The 19824-nt window shown below is 45.2% G+C and carries 13 protein-coding genes; 6 read left to right on the top strand and 7 right to left on the bottom strand.

Features of this window, described 5'->3' with window-relative positions; genetic code table 11:
- Nucleotides 1-100: 100 nt before the first annotated feature.
- The gene (locus AC51G0_RS26570) at nucleotides 101-1633 is read right to left on the bottom strand and encodes a sensor domain-containing diguanylate cyclase (protein ID WP_496302571.1); all 1533 of its coding nucleotides are present in this window, start codon (nucleotides 1631-1633) and stop codon (nucleotides 101-103) included.
- A gap of 566 nt (nucleotides 1634-2199) precedes the next feature.
- Here AC51G0_RS26570 and AC51G0_RS26565 point away from each other — a divergent pair.
- The 3 genes from AC51G0_RS26565 (at nucleotide 2200) to AC51G0_RS26555 (ending at nucleotide 6316) form a co-directional block, all read left to right on the top strand.
- On the top strand, nucleotides 2200-4209 hold the full coding sequence (locus AC51G0_RS26565; RefSeq protein ID WP_496302570.1) for an exoribonuclease II: 2010 nt from the start codon (nucleotides 2200-2202) through the stop codon (nucleotides 4207-4209).
- A gap of 138 nt (nucleotides 4210-4347) precedes the next feature.
- On the top strand, nucleotides 4348-4905 hold the full coding sequence (locus AC51G0_RS26560; RefSeq protein WP_496302569.1) for a DUF1415 domain-containing protein: 558 nt from the start codon (nucleotides 4348-4350) through the stop codon (nucleotides 4903-4905).
- Between the two features lie 244 nt (nucleotides 4906-5149).
- Complete coding sequence (locus AC51G0_RS26555; RefSeq protein WP_496302568.1) at nucleotides 5150-6316, top strand: GGDEF domain-containing protein; 1167 nt, start codon at nucleotides 5150-5152, stop codon at nucleotides 6314-6316.
- Nucleotides 6317-6978: 662 nt separating this feature from the next.
- Here the strand turns inward: AC51G0_RS26555 and malG are convergent.
- The 3 genes from malG to malE (AC51G0_RS26540) all read right to left on the bottom strand — a co-directional run bounded on the left by malG (nucleotide 6979) and on the right by malE (AC51G0_RS26540) (nucleotide 10702).
- Nucleotides 6979-7869, bottom strand: coding sequence for a maltose ABC transporter permease MalG (malG, locus tag AC51G0_RS26550; RefSeq protein ID WP_496302567.1), 891 nt, complete (start codon nucleotides 7867-7869; stop codon nucleotides 6979-6981).
- Nucleotides 7870-7880: 11 nt separating this feature from the next.
- Nucleotides 7881-9455, bottom strand: a complete 1575-nt coding sequence (gene malF / locus AC51G0_RS26545; protein WP_496302566.1) for a maltose ABC transporter permease MalF — start codon at nucleotides 9453-9455, stop codon at nucleotides 7881-7883.
- 65 nt (nucleotides 9456-9520) lie between these two features.
- Entirely contained in the window at nucleotides 9521-10702 is a 1182-nt protein-coding gene (gene malE / locus AC51G0_RS26540) for a maltose/maltodextrin ABC transporter substrate-binding protein MalE (RefSeq protein WP_496302565.1), read from the bottom strand.
- A 630-nt stretch (nucleotides 10703-11332) separates the two neighbouring features.
- Here malE (AC51G0_RS26540) and malK point away from each other — a divergent pair.
- The 3 genes from malK (at nucleotide 11333) to AC51G0_RS26525 (ending at nucleotide 13719) form a co-directional block, all read left to right on the top strand.
- Complete coding sequence (gene malK, locus AC51G0_RS26535) at nucleotides 11333-12442, top strand: maltose/maltodextrin ABC transporter ATP-binding protein MalK (RefSeq protein ID WP_496302564.1); 1110 nt, start codon at nucleotides 11333-11335, stop codon at nucleotides 12440-12442.
- 98 nt (nucleotides 12443-12540) lie between these two features.
- Nucleotides 12541-13401, top strand: coding sequence for an alpha/beta hydrolase (locus tag AC51G0_RS26530; RefSeq protein ID WP_496302563.1), 861 nt, complete (start codon nucleotides 12541-12543; stop codon nucleotides 13399-13401).
- 138 nt (nucleotides 13402-13539) lie between these two features.
- On the top strand, nucleotides 13540-13719 hold the full coding sequence (locus AC51G0_RS26525; RefSeq protein WP_496302562.1) for a hypothetical protein: 180 nt from the start codon (nucleotides 13540-13542) through the stop codon (nucleotides 13717-13719).
- Nucleotides 13720-13875: 156 nt separating this feature from the next.
- Here AC51G0_RS26525 and AC51G0_RS26520 read toward each other — a convergent pair whose 3' ends face one another.
- The 3 genes from AC51G0_RS26520 to AC51G0_RS26510 all read right to left on the bottom strand — a co-directional run bounded on the left by AC51G0_RS26520 (nucleotide 13876) and on the right by AC51G0_RS26510 (nucleotide 19388).
- Nucleotides 13876-16671, bottom strand: a complete 2796-nt coding sequence (locus tag AC51G0_RS26520) for an amylo-alpha-1,6-glucosidase (protein ID WP_496302561.1) — start codon at nucleotides 16669-16671, stop codon at nucleotides 13876-13878.
- Nucleotides 16672-16809: 138 nt separating this feature from the next.
- Nucleotides 16810-17994, bottom strand: coding sequence for a maltose/maltodextrin ABC transporter substrate-binding protein MalE (malE, locus tag AC51G0_RS26515; RefSeq protein WP_496302560.1), 1185 nt, complete (start codon nucleotides 17992-17994; stop codon nucleotides 16810-16812).
- Between the two features lie 203 nt (nucleotides 17995-18197).
- Nucleotides 18198-19388, bottom strand: a complete 1191-nt coding sequence (locus tag AC51G0_RS26510; RefSeq protein ID WP_496302559.1) for a potassium/proton antiporter — start codon at nucleotides 19386-19388, stop codon at nucleotides 18198-18200.
- Between the last annotated feature and the right edge of the window lie 436 nt (nucleotides 19389-19824).

Here is a 19824-nt window from a genome sequence, read left to right as displayed (position 1 = left end):
TTACTCGATAAAATGCCAGAAAAAATTGAGCGTTGTCACAAATTAACTTTCAAACACCTATTTATTAAACAATAAGCTTGTCACTTGAACATGTTTCACATTATTTAGGCTGTTTCTTTTGATCATCCCATTGATAATACTGATTTCTTCCATACTTCTTTGCCATATAAAGAGCCCTATCAGCCCCTTCGATTAACTTTTCTAAGCCAGCATCGACATTTGGAATTATTGTCTGACAACCTAGGCTGATCGTTACCTTCCCTTCCTCAACTGTTTCATGGGTTAGCGCCAACTGGCAAATACAAGCCTGCAGCTCTGTCGCGATTGACGCCGCGGTTTGCGCATCTACTTTTGGTAATAAGCAGGCAAATTCTTCACCTCCATACCGGGTAAAGAGTGACTTTTGATACGGTTTCACTATTTTTTCCAGCGCGCTGGCTATTTTCTTTAAACAATTATCTCCTTCCAGGTGACCATATGTATCATTAAATGCCTTAAAGTGGTCCACATCGATCATAATCAAACTGAGTGGCACCTGCTTTATCTTCGCTTTTTGCCAATAGCGATCTAAGGTCAGATCAAAGAAGCGACGGTTAGCGACTCCGGTCAGTCCATCCTGCATCGACCACAACTCTAGGCGCTGGTTGGCATCTCCTAGCGCGCGGTTAGTTTCTTGCAGCTCTCGGGTTCTCTTCAGGACATGCTCTTCCAACTCGGCATTCAAACTAGTCAGCTGATCGTGGTTCCGCTTGATAACGATTTGCTGACCCAAGGCGGCGCCAAATAATTTGAGGATCTCTTTCTGGTGATCGGTGAGCATACGTTGGTTTATCAGATTATCTGCCGCAAGCCAGCCAATACACTCATTACCATTCCACATCGCAATCATCGCATTCCATCCCGTTCCTACTTGGTTAGTCCCATAGTAGAGAGGGGCATTTTCTTTAACGACAACATGATCTTTCCGGCTCAGCGCCTCATGCACCAACGGGTGATCAGGGATCGTGCTCGTAAATTCAGTACGCTGCACCAGGTTACCTTGCGGATCGGTACCGTAAGTGCCTTGCATTTTATTCTTTTCAAAATCAGTTAAGAATATTGCCATCCGATCAATACCGAGGTGTGTCCGCCCAAGAAAGACGGCATTGCGGTAAAGCTGATCAAGATCACTCGCTTTTGACAAATTCAGCGTCACCTCATGGAGGTTTCTCAATAAAGACAAATATTCGTTTATCGAGTGATTGCGGATCTCCAGCTCAGCTTCCACACTGCGCCTTGTTAAATGGTGATCAATAACTTCTTGTCTTAACACCCTGGCGCTAATATCAGATGCCAACAACAGTAACAGGTTTTCAACCTGCTCAAAGTTTGCTTCAAAATAGACAGGATTTTGAGTCTCAGCGTAAATATAACCGACATTAGAGTTATGCATTGTTATTGGCAAAAGCAATTGGCACCAAGCATCATCGCCTCCTCGCCAAATCGCTTTATAAGGTTTATCAACATACGCCCTGACATACTGGCCACCTTTTTTGGCTTGCTCTAGTAGGCCTGTTGGTACACCGTTATAGTCATCTAAAGTGAGTGTGTTGCTATAGTATTTGAAATCATCCGAGACCAAACTCGATAACACCCTTGTCTCATGGTTTTGTTCCACCATTAAAGTAATGTAACTCAGTTTTAATTCCTTTCTTAAAACTGATAACAAGCAGTGACACCAACGCTCCATGTTTGCCTGGCGCGCCAACAAATCTACTAACCGATTAAATTCATCTTTCAAACATGCAACCATCTTTTACCTAACCTCCAGAACTGACCTGTGTGCTGAGCACATCTTTTTTATCAATGATAATTATCTTGTTTACCAGAAACTTGTAGTTGTAGTAACCACTATTTCTGAGAGTGTGACCCCTTACAACCGAAAACAGGGCGAACAGATAAAGCATCAGTTTATTAGTTGTTATATGTAGGTAAAGCTGTCACTTTTGTCCCAAATTTCAGTCTGTTAGTTGCATTGGGCTCTTCGTATAAACGTACTGACGGCCCACTGGGTACTCATCGTGACTACAAATCGAGCCCGAAGCAGTCTGAGACATAGCGATGAATAGGTAATTTGAAGGCTCTCTAGTGGGTATAGAGCTTGGTTTTAGTGCATGAAGGCCTTATAGTGTGTCGGTTCACAATCTGAGACCGGGCATAATGTTTCAAGACAATCCATTATTAGCACAGCTTAAAAAACAAATTCAGGAAACCCTTCCTAAGAAGGAAGGTAATATCAAAGCAACAGACCGTGGCTTTGGGTTCCTGGAAACCGACAACAAAGAAAGCTTCTTCATTCCGCCAACCTATATGAAAAAAGTAATGCACGGTGACCGTGTCGTTGCTGTGATTCGTACAGAGAAAGAGCGTGAAGTTGCTGAGCCTCAGGAACTGGTTGAACAGTTCGTAAATCGCTTCATTGGTCGTGTAAAACTCATTCGCGATCGCCTGCATGTTGTTCCAGATCATCCACAACTTAAAGATGCAGTAAAAGCTCGTGCCGTAAAAGGCCTTAATCCAGAGCTATTGAAAGAAGGCGACTGGGTTGTTGCGAACATGACTCGCCACCCATTAGTTGGCGACAACAAAACCTTCTTCTGTGAAATCAAAGAAAAAATCACAGACAGCAACGACAAAATTGCACCATGGTGGGTAACTTTAGCCCGTCATGAGCTACCGAATGCAGAGCCAGCACCTCAAGAAAGCTGGAACATGTTGGATGAAGGCCTTGAGCGTCAGGATCTCACCGATCTGCCTTTCATCACTATCGATGGTGAATCCACCAAAGATATGGATGATGCTATCTATACCGTAGCCAATGATGACGGCAGCTTTGAAATCACCATTGCTATTGCCGATCCAACATCTTACATTGCTGTGGGTGACAAAATGGATGATGAGGCACGCCAGCGTGGCTTTACCATCTACCTGCCAGGCCGAAACATTCCGATGCTTCCACGTGAGCTAAGTGATGAACTTTGCTCGCTGATCGAAGATGAAAAACGTCCTACCATCTGTTGCCGAGTCACCGTCGATAAAAACGGTGTTATCCAAGACGATATTAACTTCTTCGCAGCCTGGATTAAATCACAGGCACGCTTGGCTTATGACAATGTCTCTGACCTGCTTGAAAATGGCCAATGTGACAACTGGGCACCAAACGATGTAATCGCCGGGCAAGTTAATGCGTTGCTAGGGTTTGCCAATGCGCGTAGCGACTGGCGAGCTAACAATGCGGTAGTATTCCCAGACCGCCCTGATTACCGCTTCGAGCTTAGCGAAGATAACGACGTTATCGCAATCCATTCGGATCCCCGCCGTACGGCGAACCGTATGATCGAAGAAGCGATGATCACGGCAAACATCTGTGCCGGACGCGTACTGCAAGATAAGTTCGGAATGGGTGTATTCAACTACCACAATGGTTTCAACCCAGAAAAGCTAGATACAGCAATGGACTTCCTGCAAAACGCGGAAGCACCATTTGAAAAAGAGCAACTAACTTCTCTGGAAGGCTTCAGTGCCCTACGCCGTTGGTTGAACACTCAGGAAACCACTTACCTAGACAACCGCCTACGCAAGTTCCAGGCATATAGTGAAGTTGGCAAGTCGCCAGCTCCTCATTACGCGATGGGCCTTGATGTATACGCAACGTGGACATCGCCGATCCGTAAATACGGTGACATGATTAACCACCGTCTTCTGAAAGCCGTTATTTCTGGTAATGAACCAACACAGACCCCAGATGAAACAGTGGGCGAAGAGATCGCTACCCACCGTCGTCATCACCGTATGGCAGAACGTGATGTTGCCGACTGGCTATATATTCGCCTGCTGAAAGATGCCGTAAAAGAAGAGACAATCTTCACCGCTGAAATTTTCGACATCAACCGTGCCGGTATGCGCGTACGCCTATTGGAAAATGGGGCGGCTGCATTTATTCCTGGCCCGTTGATCTTAGATAATAAGCAACGCATCGAATGTAACGGTGATCTTGGCATCGTCAACATTGATAAAGTCAAAGAGTATCAATTAGGCGATTCTTTTGAGGTTAAGCTAGCGGAAATCCGTGCTACTACACGTCAGCTAGTTGCCAAGCCAGTAAAAGAGTTCCCAGCCCCTACCGCGGAAGGAGCTGCTGCCAGCCAGCCAACGGAAGAAAAAGCGTAATTTGCTTTGTTCGAATATTATCAAGGGTCAGCCATTGCTGGCCCTTTTTTTATCTCCACCTTTCCTTTCGCTTTCTTTCTGGCTCAATATTGTTACTCTTAGAACAATAATTATTTCAAGTAGTACATCGAGTCAGCAATGTCAGACGCAGTAAAATCAGACGTTATTCAACAAGTTCAACAATGGTTAGAAGACGTTGTCATCGGGTTGAACCTATGCCCGTTCGCAGCCAAACCAAATCGCAATAAACAAATTAAAATCCATGTCTGTGAAGCAACAGCCGAAGAGCAACTACTGGAAGAGATTTACCAGGAAATTAAACAGCTTGATGAAACTTCCGTTGAAGAGCTGGAGACCACACTTGTCGTTGCGCCAAACCTATTTGCGGCATTTGATGACTACAACCAGTTCCTTGATCTCGTCGATGCCCTGATCATCCAAATGGGCAAAGAAGGTACCTATCAAATCGCAAGCTTTCATCCGGACTACTGCTTCTATGGCACACAGCCGAATGATGCCGAAAACCTGACCAACCGTTCTCCGTTTCCTATCTTCCATTTGATCCGTGAAGCCAGCATGGAAAAAGCGCTGAAGCACTACCCGGATCCCGAAGGTATCCCAGGGCGGAATATTGAATGTGTGGAAAATTTGTCACCTGAACAAATAAAAAAATTATTTCCTTTTCTTATCAAGTAATCCGCGTTACTAACGATAAATAAAATTAAGGGAGTAGATAGATACTCCCTTCAAAGAGCTTTAAAGGGTCATATCCTGTTACTTGTTCGCTGAGCCAGTCTTTCTGACCAAATGATGAAATATGCACTAGATTCGTAATGATGCGCCATGAATAGAGAAATAAGTTGTAATGCCATCAATTTCATTTGCAATATTTAGAAGCGCTGGAGTTCGCTTCGGATTACCGCTATTACTCGCTGTGGTGATGATAATATCATTAGAGCCGGTTTTGGCGACCTTTGCCCCCTACCGTGGCCTATTGCTGGTACTGCCTTACATCTTATTAAGCCTGGTTATTCTGCTCAGCCAACCATTCAGTCAAGGCAAGACGGCACTAACAGCCCTGCTGATGATGGTGACGTTCTACATTATTCAGAACTACCTGCAATCTCCGCTTTCTGATAATCAAACCCGGATAATCTATGTCTTGCTAGCAACCCTACTGCCGTTGAACCTACTACAGGTTCACCTTCTCCCTGAGCGACGACTGTTTTCCCGCTTTGGTACTGGCTATTTAATCTTTCTCGGATGCCAGCTTGCCTGGGGTGTCTTGGTTGTAAACCACTTCGAAGACAAAGATCTGGGCTATCTATGGGATAGCTATCTTTATGCTTTCCCTGAATTGTCTCCCCTACCGGTATTACTTATTCTGCTCTATCTTGGTATTGGCCTGGCTTGCGGTTCAGCAATACTCAAGCGTAATCAGGGCTATGATCAAGCAGTCTTTACTAGCCTGCTATTTGCCGGTGTCACCTTCTGTGCATTTCACCAAGATTTCATTTCTTCTACGGCATTTTCAGTGGCCGCAGTACTGCTTTTGCTCAACCTCATCACCTGCAGTCATGAGCTGGCGTATGTCGATCAGTTAACAGGTATTCCCGGCCGCCGCGCCTTAGAAACTGAGCTGAAACATCTTGGCCGAACCTACACCCTAGCAATGCTAGATGTTGATCACTTTAAGAAATTCAATGATACATACGGGCATAAAACCGGTGATGATGTATTAAAGCTCGTTGCCCAGTTTATGCAAGAAGTAAGAGGCGGTGCTGAGGTCTTTCGTTATGGCGGTGAGGAATTCACCATCTTGTTTAAAGGTAAAGAAAATAGCCAGTGTATCGAACACCTTGAGCAGCTGAGGGAAGGTATCGCCAATTACGAGATGAGTATCCGCCAGTATGATGACCGCCCTTTAAACGATAAGAAAGGCGCCAAAATGCGCACTCAATTACCCAAAGAGGAAACCGTCAAAGTGACTGTTAGCATAGGTATTGCTGACAGCTTCCCCGACCACAACCCTGCCGCGGTACTGAAAGCGGCCGATGAAGCCCTGTACAAAGCCAAAAAATCTGGCCGGAATCGCTTGAGTCAGTAAAGCATACCTACACATTGCGACCACTCATTAATCTCCCCAACAAAGATAGAAACAAAAAACCCGGTGAAATCACCGGGTTTTGGTTACCAATTAAACTTATCTTCACCTATTGCTAGCAGAAGAGTAAGCCCAGCTATGCAGCAACGCCAATATAAGGTTTAAGTACAGGCAGCCCTAACAGATCGGCGGCCAAACCAGCGTTAAGGTCTGTACTTGGGAGTAGCCCACCATAAGTGAATGGGCCTTATTGTTATTTTATCTAATGGCCAAAAGCCCAGTTGATAATCAAGCTTCCGGCGGAACCTTTCAGCCAGAGTATCAAAACCAATCACTCTGGGTGGTTTCATCAAGGCTGAAGAATAAATCCCTTATAGGAATCATAGTAGCAGCCAATGTATCGCTTTAAAACAAAAAAAGCAGTTGGCAAACGATTATTCTATTCCCCTCAGAGTGACTTCCAGTATCGATCAAGTGCTATTCAGCACGCCGTAACAAGAAACGTCTATAGAAGCTTATTTCTGAGGATTATGTGTTTTATATGCAGGTAACATTCATCGCTGTAGTTGGTAATTTTAACCCTGATAATGACCAGGTATTTATATTCTGCCCATTAAAAAAGGCTTGCCATATCGACAAGCCTTTCTGTTTAGCAGTGTGTTTACTTAACCTTTCACACCACCAGCAGTCAAACCACCTACCAGGAATCTCTGAGCAAGCAAGAACACGATAGTAATAGGTACTGCTGATAGTACCGCTGCCGCCGCAAAATCGCCCCATAGATAGTTCTGAGGGTATAGATATTGCTGCATACCGACTGCTAGAGTGTAATTATTCACATCCGTTAATAGCAACGATGCCACTGGTACTTCTCCTACCAGACCGATGAACGACAGGATGAAAACAACCGCGAGAATTGGCACTGATAATGGGAGCAGAACAAAGCGGAATGCTTGCCACGGTGTTGCACCATCAAGTGCTGCTGCTTCTTCCAGTGAAACATCAATCGTTTCAAAGTAACCTTTAATGGTCCATACGTGAAGTGCGATCCCCCCCAAGTAAGAAAAGATCAAACCACCATGCGTATTCAGCCCCATAAATGGAATGTATTGGCCTAAACGGTCAAACAATGCATATAGAGCAACCAGTGCAAGTACTGCAGGGAACATTTGGAAAATCATCATCCCTTTAAGGATTGTGGTTTTACCTTTAAAGCGCATACGGGCAAACGCATAAGCACTGGTTGTCGATAGTGCAACAATGATAATTGATGTAATACCTGCAACTTTTACCGTGTTCCATAGCCATAGTAAAACTGGGAATGGTGGTGGCGTTATACTGCCATCATTATTAGTAACAGCAAAGCCGAGAGCTAAACGCCAGTGATCCAATGTTGGATTCGTTGGAATTATCTCACCACCAGCGAAGTTACCTTCACGGAATGAAATCGCAATAATCATTAACAGCGGAAAGATAATCATTGATAAGAAAAGACACAAGCCGATATGTGTTGCCCAAACTCTATATTTCAATGATTTTGATGGAACCATAGCCATAACGTCTCTCCTTAGTCTTGTGCAAGCTTAGTGAATCTAAGATTAAGTAGTGCCATACCACCCACCAATAAGAAAATAATTGTTGCGATTGCACCAGCAAGACCAAAGTCTTGACCACCGCCACCCTCGAAAGCGATACGGTAGGTATAGCTTACTAGCAAGTCAGTGTAACCAGCAGGTTCTGAGGTACCCACCATGTTCGGGCCGCCCGCAGTCAATAGCTGAATCATTACAAAGTTGTTGAAGTTGAATGCAAAGCTAGCAATAAGCAATGGTGTCAACGGCTTGATCAACATTGGAAGCGTGATTGTGAAGAAGTTCTGAATCGGCCCCGCACCATCAATAGCCGACGCTTCGTATAAATCAGACGGAATAGACTTCAGTAGACCCATACACAGAATCATCATGTAAGGGAAACCTAACCAGGTATTCACCAACACAACCATTACACGCGCCATGATTGGGTCAGAGAACCACGATGGTTTAATACCGAATATGGCTTCAAGAAACAAGTTGATTTCACCAAAGCTCTGGTTAAACAAGCCTTTGAATATCAAGATAGAAATAAACGCTGGTACCGCGTAAGGGAGAATGAGAAGTACGCGATAAATGCTGCTACCTTTTAATGGCTCCCACTGAACGAGACACGCTAGTACCATACCCAATGCCAGTGTTAACGCGACCGCTAAAAAGGCAAAAACCACAGTCCAGATAAAGATACCGATAAAAGGTTCTTTAATACCATCATCGGTCATCACTCGTTCGAAGTTAGCCGTACCAACACTCACGGCAAATCCCGGAGAGATAGGTTTATCAACAAAGTTACCGTCTGCGTCGACAGGTTGGTAGAAACCAACATCCATATTCGGTTTGTATAGCTGCTGAGTTTGATTATTCATCATACTCAGGCCGTCTTCCTGAAGCGTAAACAGAGGCGTATCAGCCGCAAACTTACGTAGGCCACTCATTCGAATTTCATGACCACCAGGCATCACTAGCTCAACTTTCGTCAAGTTCGCACGGTTCTTAACAATCGTTTTGATCTTCTCTTTGTCACCCTGAACACTGTCAACCTTACGAAGGCTCATTGCATCCGAAGTTGTATTGGCAATGTCGAAAACATCAGAGGCTAGTAGGTCACCATCCGCTTTAATAATCAGCTGGTGGCCATTCTCTACTTTGTAGAGATCAAAACCATAGCTTTCACCCGACTGGAAACTACGCTGCTCCAACACTGACTGTGCTCTCTCCAGTGATAGCTGGTTCGAGGCACTGTAGTTGGTAAACGCCAGTCCAATGGTATAAACCAATGGGAAAATAATGAAAATAAGCATCCCTGCAACGCCAGGGAAGATGTAACGATGAGCGTAAGTTTTTTTACTTCCGAAAATATAAAGAGCAAGTGCTGTTAGAACAACGGTAAGAAGAGCAAAAGGTATTTCACCTTGTGCATACATCAATACGGTAGCATAACCATTAACAACACCGATCATGCCTAGTAGCGACCATTTCAGCCACTTACGATAATTAAATTTAGGACTTTCTTGTTGTGCATCCAAAAGTCCGGCACCTTGAACTGACTGCATCTCAGCTCCTTGCTAGCAAAAAATGACAATAAAATGGGGAAGGTTACCCCTCCCCGTAAAAAGTATTACTTAAGCATGTGACCAGCGGCTTCATCTAGCGCACCATCAATGTCCTGACGACCATCAACGACATTCTTGATTGCATTACCCTGTGCGTACCAGAATGCTGCCATCTGAGGAACGTTAGGCATGATTTCACCGTTCATTGCGTTATCCATAGTGGCAGCAATGCGTGCATCTTTGTCTAGTGTCTTCTGGAATGATTTCAGAGCTACCGCGCCAAGTGGCTTATCATCGTTAACCTTACCCAGACCTTCGTCAGTCAGTAGGTAGTTTTCAATGAATTCAACGGCTAGATCTTGGTTTGGTGATGCAGAGCTAATACCCGCAGTCAGGATACCGACGAATGGCTTAGAAGGGCTGCCATTCAGCTTAGGTAGAACAGCAACACCGTAGTTGATGCCAGACTTCTCAACGTTGCCCCAAGACCATGGGCCGTTGATAGTCATCGCTACATTACCTTTGTTGAACTCAGCTTCAGAGACGCTGTAGTCCATATCTGGCGAGATCACTTTCTTATCAACAAGAGTCTTGATGAAGTTCATGCCGCGTTTCGCGCCAGCGCTGTTCACACCAACATCTTTCACATCGTAGCCTTCAGCGGTGAACTTGAACGCGTAGCCACCGTCAGCAGACAGTAATGGCCATGTGAAATACGGTTCTTTTAGGTTCCACATGATAGCTTTCTTGCCATCTTTCTGAAGCTTTTTATCTAGCGCTTCAACGTCTTCCCAGTTCTTAGGTGGGTGTGGAACAAGATCCTTGTTATAAATCAGAGAAAGTGCTTCAACCGCAACAGGATAACCAATGTACTTACCGTCGTACTGCACGGCATCCCAGGTAAAATCAATAATTTTGTCTTTTAGCTCTTTAGATGGCTTAACTTCTGCCAGTAGACCTGATTTTGCGTAGCCGCCAAAGCGGTCGTGTGCCCAGAATACGATATCTGGACCATCACCAGCAGCCGCTGTCTGAGGGAATTTCTCAGATAGGCCATCAGGGAAAGCAACAGTGACTTTTACACCCGTGTCTTCTTCAAACTGCTTACCCACTTCTGCTAGGCCGTTATAGCCTTTATCGCCATTGATCCAGATAGTAAGTTGACCTTCTTCAATCGCGGCGTGTGCGTTAAGTGAGCCAAGGGCTGCAAGGGTACATAAAGCTACAGTGCTGAGGACTTTCTTCATTTTTAACATCCTTCATGATTGTTATATGTTGCGCTCCAGAAATTCCTCTGCAGCACAATTTGCAGTCTGTATCATCCATCAGTAATGAACACTCGGCATCATCCTGAGCCCTACGCCCCCTATCCCTAAGAGTTAAAAGCGTGATCTGCGTCGTTCAGCTTAGTGACGCAGATCTAAAAACGACACATGATTGTGATACAGCGCACATAGTACTGTGATTAAAAGAACACATCAGCAACAGGAATATCAAAGTGTGATCCAAGCACTCCTCCCCCCTTCATCCCCCTTTTAAATTCTTTTCAAGGATGATGTATTACGGTGACAGTGACGTAAGATTAGCAACATACCCAATGGGGTAGATGAAGAAGCTTTTACTGTTCTGCATTACGCAGTTTTGACTTTTTAGTAACCACATTTATTGGAAACGACAGCACCGCTTTACTTCTTGGGGAAGTAAGTAAGGCGGATTTGGTCAGGGTAGCCATTCATTCCACTGCCTGGGTGATATTAACGCTACCCATTTTTTTCTTCTCTACACCTAAAAATTCTTTACCCGTGAGGCCTGGCATGAATACTATGCCGTATAATTGATGCCTTGCAGGCAACAACAAACTTAGAGGAATAGGCTCGATGGCGAGTGTCACTTTACGAAATGTATGTAAAGCATATGGAGATAACCTGATTTCCAAGAACGTTGATCTCGATATTGCTGAAGGCGAATTCGTTGTATTTGTAGGGCCATCAGGCTGTGGTAAATCGACTCTTCTTCGTTGCATCGCAGGCTTGGAAGATATCACATCAGGTGACCTATACATCGGCGAAGAACGTATGAATGACGTTCCACCTTCTGAACGTGGTGTTGGCATGGTGTTCCAGTCATATGCTCTTTACCCGCACTTAAATCTGTTCGACAACATGTCTTTTGGCATGAAGCTGGCAAAAGCAGACAAGAATGAGATCAAAAAGCGTGTTGATCACGCTGCAGATATCCTTCAGCTCGGTCACCTGCTCGATCGCCAGCCTAAAGCACTTTCTGGTGGCCAGCGTCAGCGTGTAGCTATCGGTCGTACGTTAGTATCCCAGCCTAACGTATTCCTGCTTGATGAACCGCTATCTAACCTTGATGCCGCACTGCGTGTTCAGATGCGCATTGAAATTGCCAAGCTTCATAAGCAACTCGGCTGCACTATGGTCTACGTAACGCATGATCAGGTCGAAGCAATGACTATGGCTGAGAAAATTGTCGTTCTAGATGGCGGTTACGTTTCTCAGGTTGGTAAGCCACTTGAGCTATACCACTACCCACAAAACCGTTTCGTCGCTGGCTTCATCGGCTCACCAAAAATGAACTTCATGAGTGTGTTCATCGAGCAGGTTGAAGATGAACGAGTCATGGTTCAAATGGCTGACGGAAATGCATTCTGGATCCCTGTTGACGGCACAACCGTGAATAAAGGCGATCGTATGTCACTGGGTATTCGCCCAGAGCACTTGGTAACAGCTGAAGACGGTGATGCTTGTGTCGAAGGCAAAGTACAAGTTGTCGAGAAACTCGGCTATGAAACTCAGGCTTATCTACACCTTGAACACATGGACGCTGACTTCATCTATCGTCGTCCTGATACACTAGAAGTTGAAGCTGGAGATAGCTTCAAATTCGGTATCCCGGCTCATCGCTGCCATTTATTCCATAGCGACGGCCGAGCTTGCCGCCGTCTATTTAAAGAGCCTGGCGTATAAGCCAGCCTCCTATTTCCCCCCTATAACGGAAGCGCTGCTCAGTTACCTGACAGCGCTTTTTTTGTACGTATTTTCCTCTTCTGTACCTGGAACCAAACATGACGCTTGATGCCCGTATCAAAAACTATGATCCAGACCGAATGATTCTGATACCTGATTTTGAGATCCCCCAGCTAGGTCGACAGCGCCTCATTCGGATCTACTTACCCTCGGACTACCACACCAGCAACAAAACGTATCCCGTTATTTATATGCATGATGGCCAGAATGTTTTCGAGCCGGCACTCTGTATTTCAGGAATGAGCTGGCAAGCCGCAGAGCATCTCGACGACATGCAGAGCCAGGGCCAAACCGATGGTGTTATTCTTGTCGCCGTCGATAACAGCCCTCTTAAGAATGGCTTGGGACGGATGGACGAATACTCTCCATGGCCATTTAATCCCCCGCCGGAACTCAGTGATTGGAGTGATATTAAACAAACTATGGGGGGAGAAGGTGAAGCCTACAGCGCCTTTATTGCCGAGACCCTAAAACCGTATATCGATCAGCATTATCGAACCCAGTTAGAGCGTGAATTCACCACCATTGCCGGCAGCTCAATGGGCGGCTTAATTAGTCTATATAGCTCCCTTCGATACCAAGCAGTCTTTGGCAACGTGGGAATATTTTCTCCTGCCTTCTGGTTCGCAGAAACTCCAATCAGTGACTATCTTAACCAGACTTCTATCACATATCCTCTTAATATCTACATGGATATCGGCACCGCTGAAACCAGTGATCATTCAATCCCCGATTTTCCCTTTCTCTATCTTGATGGTGCCAAGCGCATCCACCAGCAACTTCAGGCCAAGAGCAACAAAATAAGCTGCAGCTTGCGGGTAGACAACGATGCCGTGCACAGTGAAAGTGCCTGGGCAAGACGATACCCTGAAATGGTAAAACAGTTTTACTGCTGTTAACCCATTTATAGCTTTGTAATAAGGTGGAGGTTGGCCACCATCCCTCCTAAACTTAATCTTGCAGGTGGTCATTGATTCGGATACCAGCACCATCCAATCGGCGTATACCTATAAATATCTTTGATGGAGGATCATTACATGAGCAGCCATGACAGAATCGAAGATATCGAACAACAGATCTATTTGGCTTATCAGGAAGGTAACTATCAGGAGGCTAAATCGCTTGAAGCGAAGGTGATAAAACTAAGGGGTGATAAGCACCTCTATGATGACAGCGACCCCTACTCGATAGAAGGAAAAATAGTGACTGATGAATGAAAGGTAAAACTATACCTAGCTTGATAACACCTTGTTGCTCATCCCGCGCTATCACTCAAGATATGCAATATGCCTAGCATTCACATAGCAACAACCAACAAAAACGCTGCTCACAGAGCAGCGTTTTCATTGGCTTATTGAGTTTTTCGTCCAGCTCTAATCAATAGCCTTGGCTAATCCACTCGCCTCGACACGCTGTTGCAGCACATGGCTTTCTTGCAGCACCGGAAAAGCAATATCGACTTCGGGTTTGGCAAATTCCAAATGACCAATCAGAGCCTGATGGCTACGCTGAATACAGGTTAGCGCCACACTCTTGCCGTTAAGTTCAGCTTCGGCGCAAAGCGGGTTAAATTTCACTGTTGCCGGTAACATATTAGATCCAACCTGTAGCAGATACTTGGTTTTATCATTAGCCGTCAGAACCAGTTCAAGCGTTTCCCCTGCGGTTTGCTGATACTCTAGGTGGTACACCTCAGCACCATCTAGGTGGCCTTCAAAAGACACATTAAGCGCATTGGCTTGACCAAATCGCAATACCGCATGGAATGACTGCCATTGTGCAGGCAGGCAAGGCGAAAGCGTCACTTTACCAGCTAGCAAATTCGGCGAAAAACCAAGGTAATCCTGATAGCCGTTACGGGTAAACTCAGACACCGACCATGCCTGCGCATAGGTACCTGTCGTTGTCAGTTTACCCTCAACATCGAGGAAGGCATCCAGGTTCTCACTCATTGCTCCGCGGTGGCCGATTGAGAGAATTTGCTCCGATAAGTTCTTCGTTAGTTTATAGGCAAAATCTGCATACCCATATTGGATCAGGCTTGATACGGTAAAGCCCGCATTCCACCCCCAAATGGTACCATTATGGTAAGCCGCATCCTTATGGTACTCCTCCCGGTTGGCATGATACGGATGGAAGTCAGGATCATGCTGTGACAACGAAGTGATCCCCCACGGAAACAGCAACTCGCTAACCGCCTTTTGCACCACTTGGGCACCGACTTCGGTATCGACTAACCCTTTGTCAAAGGGCACAGTCAATGTCATCAACTGATTGGGACGCACTTGCAAATCACGGCTATTATCTTCTCGGAGGCGATCTGCCAACATCCCCTGTTGTTCATCCCAGAACAGTGACTGAAAACTCGATTGCACGTTATCAGCCAAGGCCTGATAATGATTCTCGCCCTTCGCATCACCGTTAAGCCGAGCCAATTCGACTGCCACTTTCAAACTGGTATACCATAACGCCTGAATGTCATTGGCACGGTTCCCCCGGGCAGACCACGGCAACTTCCCTTCCAACTTAGCATCCATCCAGGTATCAGGGTCTCGGTGAGTCATCAGGCCATACTGGTCCAGGTAATTCCTCTCGATTCCATCAATATAGGTTTGTACCACCGGGTAAATGGATTTTGCATACTCGAAATCGCCGCTATAACGCAAATAGTCCCATACTTCTCTGACCATCCAGGGCGTGCCGTCGGTAGTGTTATAGATGATATTGGTCAGGCTGGTGACCCGATTCGGGATCCGGCCGTAATTAAGGCTCTGCTTGTCCGTGAGCTGCATCGAAGCAAAGTTATCAATGATGGTTTTGGCATCACCGAAGTCACCGTTGACAAGTGTGATACCTGGCAGCGCAATAAAGGAATCGCGCCCCCAGCAATCTTTAAACCAAGGCAAGCCAGCCCAGATCCCCATACCGAATTCATGCGAAACAAACACCTTGCCTGAGGCCTTTGCCCACATCAGCGCCCGGTTGTATTCAAGATCGGAAGTCCATAAATAGGACTGAGTCAGCATATCGTACGTTTGCTGAAGGTGTTGGGTGTAACCATCGACTTCCAGCAATTGGTTCGCCTGTGCGATTGCTTCGGCTTCTGTCTCCGCAAAAGCAAGATAAAGCGTAATACTGGTTTCAGGCTGAAGTGTTTCAATCACCGGTTTGACATGGTTGCCGCTAAGATGCATCACATCATTCAGCGCCGGCAGTTCGGTGAAAGTGGCTTCTTTAAAGCGAAAAGACTTATTGGCACAAAGCGCGATAAATGATGGCGTTTTTTCCTGCCGTAAAGACGGATCAATCGCATACACCACCCCATTATCGAAAGTCGATACAGACGAGGAATTAATTGCCAGGTTAAGCTGAGGCACAATCGCCAGTGTCTTGGCCTGCTCTGATGTGACGGTTAACGCTGCTGATCGCTGTTGGGAAAACAGCATAAATGTATCTGTCGCACGGTTGGCATACTTGTGCGTCGCACCATATGGCAGAATATCAGCTTCAGGGGCACTATTTCTGTCATTGATTATACCATCAACAAACGAAGCAAAAGTCCCTAGGTACCAACCCTGCTTATGGCGGTATTTACCTGCAGCAACATAGCCGTGTGTTACACCTTCATAGTAACCGTCGACATTATCGCCAAATACAAACGGTGCGCTTTGGTTAACTTTGATTGCAAGTTGTTCGAACAGCGTTTGGGGTGCAAGTATGGGTTCTGCTTTAGCATGTAACTGTCGTGTTACCGACTGAATAGAAAACTCAGCCTGAACGAGATCACGGCTAGGCTCAGACTCGGCATTCTCACCACCTCGAGAGATCATCAATGATGGCGAACCATCAACAACACTCATTGAGATCGTATACAACCCCGTTTCCGGTGCCAAGAACGTCAAATCATTGCCAATACCCTTCGCAGAGATCAGAGGCTGGGCCTGATCCTCCGCACACGATACTGCTTTATACTTATCCGCAGAAAACGTTAGTTGCTCGCTACCCTGCTGATCAGAGATCTTAAAACTATGCTGATCAGCCGAAAGGCAAATTACCGCCTGATAATCCCCGTCGCCAAGATAAGACATTGGGGTATCATCCCCCCATCCATTAAAGGTACCTTTAACGTATAACTGCTCATTATATGGAGCTTTCGCTAACCCGTTCACTTGTGTTCCTTATCAGTAAGAGATATAGCAATCTGCTTTATATTCAACGCCAAAATAGGTCATTCAGAAAGCACAATGCGCAGACCAGGCCTGCGCATTGAATCGATGGTTACAGCCTGTTATAGGCTCACAACCTGCTTATTTTTTAATTTGAGAAACAGCTGTATCTAGCGCTTCTTTTACTGTTTGGCGACCTAGCAGCGCATTTTCAATTGCAGCACCTTCGGCAAACCAATACGCCGTCATTTCAGGAATATTAGGCATGATTTCACCATTTTCAGCATTGGTCATGGTTGCCGCAATTCGGCTGTCTTTCGACAAGATATTCTGGAATGATTTCAGGGTTACAGCACCCAGCGGTTTATCGTCGTTGACCATCTTCAGACCTTCATTAGTGAGTAGGTAATTCTCAAGGAATTCAACCGACAGATCTTGGTTTGGACTAGCAGAGTTTATACCAGCACTCAAGACACCAACGAATGGGTTCGATGCCCCACCATTTAATGTAGGCAGTACCGCTACACCGTAGTTAATTTTTGATTTTTCAAGGTTGCCCCATGACCATGGACCGTTAATAGTCATCGCAACATTGCCTTTGTTAAATTCGGATTCTGACACTGCATAATCCATATCTGGAGAGATAACATCTTTTTTCGCCAGATCAAGCAAGAAACTCAAACCAGCGATGCCAGCTTCGCTGTTCACGCCAACTTGTTTAGCATCAAAACCGGTTGCCGTCTTCTTGAAGGCATAGCCACCGTTAGCCGAAATCATTGGCCACGTAAAGTAAGCATTCTTCACATCCCACATGATGGCTTTCTTGCCTTTCGCCTGCATTTGCTTCTCGATAGCATACAGTTCTTCCCATGTTTTAGGTGCTTCAGGCAATAGATCTTTGTTGTAGATAAGAGATGGAGACTCAACAGCAACAGGGTAACCCACTAACTTACCTTCATAAGTCACCGCATCCCAGCTGAAATCAACTAACTTCTGCTTAAACTCTTCCGATGGCTTAACTTCTGCTAGTAAACCTGATTTTGCATAACCACCAAAGCGGTCATGCGCCCAGAAAATAATATCCGGACCGCCGCCTGTCGCAGCAACTTGCTGGAATTTTGCTTCTAGAGATTCAGGGTACTGAACATTAACTTTAACACCGGTGTCTTCTTCAAACTGGCGACCCACTTCAGCCAGGCCGTCATAGCCTTTATCGCCATTAATCCAAATAAGAATTTCACCTTCCTGCATAGCCGAAGCTGCCATAGGAAAAGCCAGTGCTGTTGTTAGAGAACAAAGGGTCAGAGTTTTCAGAACACGTTTCATAGTTGATTTCCATTGTAATTTTTATGAACAGACGCATTCTCCCCCCCCCTAGGCTGATGAGCATCATCCCCCGCCCTACGCCCCCTGTCTGTTTTACTCAACTATGTGAAACTGAACACATTATGTTGGCCCAAAACAAAAACGGCGAAGGAAAACCTTCGCCGTAATATCCATGACCGTTTCAAACCCAGTCACAATAGAAGCTAATCTTTCTGGTTCAAGCCCAGCTTATTAGACAACGGTTCTATCGCCCAACCTTGGGCTATAACGGAAATCAACACGATAAAAAATACCATATGCATCATCAACTGTGCGCCCTGCACGCCAGCCGACGCTGGGATCAGTGCAAAGACAATCGGTGTTGCCCCTTTCAAACCAATCGCCGAAATGAATACCTTCTTCTTAGTGCTCACCCCTCTAAAAGGCAGGTAACTGATAAATACCGCCAGAGGACGGGCAACAAACATCAACACCAAAGCCGGAATAATCGCTACCCATAGGTCACCAAGTAACGCTTTGGGAAAAAACTGTAAACCGAGAATGATAAACATCAATGCTTGAGCTAGCCAAGATAAGCTATTAAAAAAGTGTTTACTCACTTCCTTTCCACGCTGTAGCATATTGCCGATCACGGCGCCTGACACATAAGAAGCGATGAGAATATTACCGCCCAGTATATGGCTACCGTAAGCTGCTATGATAAAGCAAGCTAGAATGAACACAGGGATCAAGCCATATTCTTCAAGCTTGATGCAGTTCAACAACTTTACGCCACTAACACCCACTAGATAACCAAACAACAGCCCTACAACAATCTGCTGCGCCAGCTCCATTCCGATATCAGCGGCTCCCATCGGCTGCCCGCTACTCACCAACATGCCAGTAAGGATCACCACCAATAGCAATGCCACGGGATCATTGGTCGCCGATTCAAACTCAAGCACGGTATCTGTGCTCTCTTTTAGCTTGAGTTTTTTGGATTCCAAAATCGAAAAGACGGCTGCGGCATCAGTTGACGACACTACCGCTGCAAACAACATACAAGTCAGAAGATCAAAATCAAGAATGAAGTATAGGAGCCCTCCCAAGATAGCTGTTGTTAGCAGCACTCCTGCGGTAGATAGCATCCCGCCTTCTTTATATGCAATGGCAATACTCGATTTTGAGGTATTTAGACCGCCGACAAACACAATGACATTCAATGCCATAGAACCAATGAAAGACGTCAGCTCAAGATCATCGTAGACAAAATCAAACTCACCATTACCGAACATTAGGCCGACACCCATAAAAATCAGCAACGAAGGCACACCTATTGTTTTCGACGGCTGATGAAGCAAGATGCCAATCGCAACCAAGATAGCCATACCAAGCATTATTAGTTCACTACTCAATACACAACTCCTAACCTTCCCGTTGAGCTCAAGCTAGAAATGCTGAGCTGATGAATAGTCGAGACAAAATATAGTTAACCATTAGAAATGGTGAAATTAGTGCGCTTGCACTTCTAAGCACAAAAAAAACAGCACAAACCAACCAAAATAGCTTTCATTTACCATTTAACAGTAATATTTCTTAGGCTATCAGGTCAAATGATACATGGCTTATTGAAATAATTTGTTAATAAAAACCTCACATAAGCAAAAAACATATCAAACGCCGATAAAAACAAACATTCACATAATATAAGCCAGCAAACAAACACAAACCGTGACTTTTCCTGATTATAGAAAATCAGAAAAATGACATCAGAAAAAATATTTTACGACTAAAATTAAATCCAATCGGAAGGCTTTTGTGCAATAAATCACAAAAGAATGTGTTCTATAT

This window comes from Photobacterium sp. HL06 (assembly GCF_059552575.1).
The sequence above is the reverse complement of the archived record's forward strand: the minus strand, read 5'-3'. Positions and strand labels throughout refer to the sequence as shown.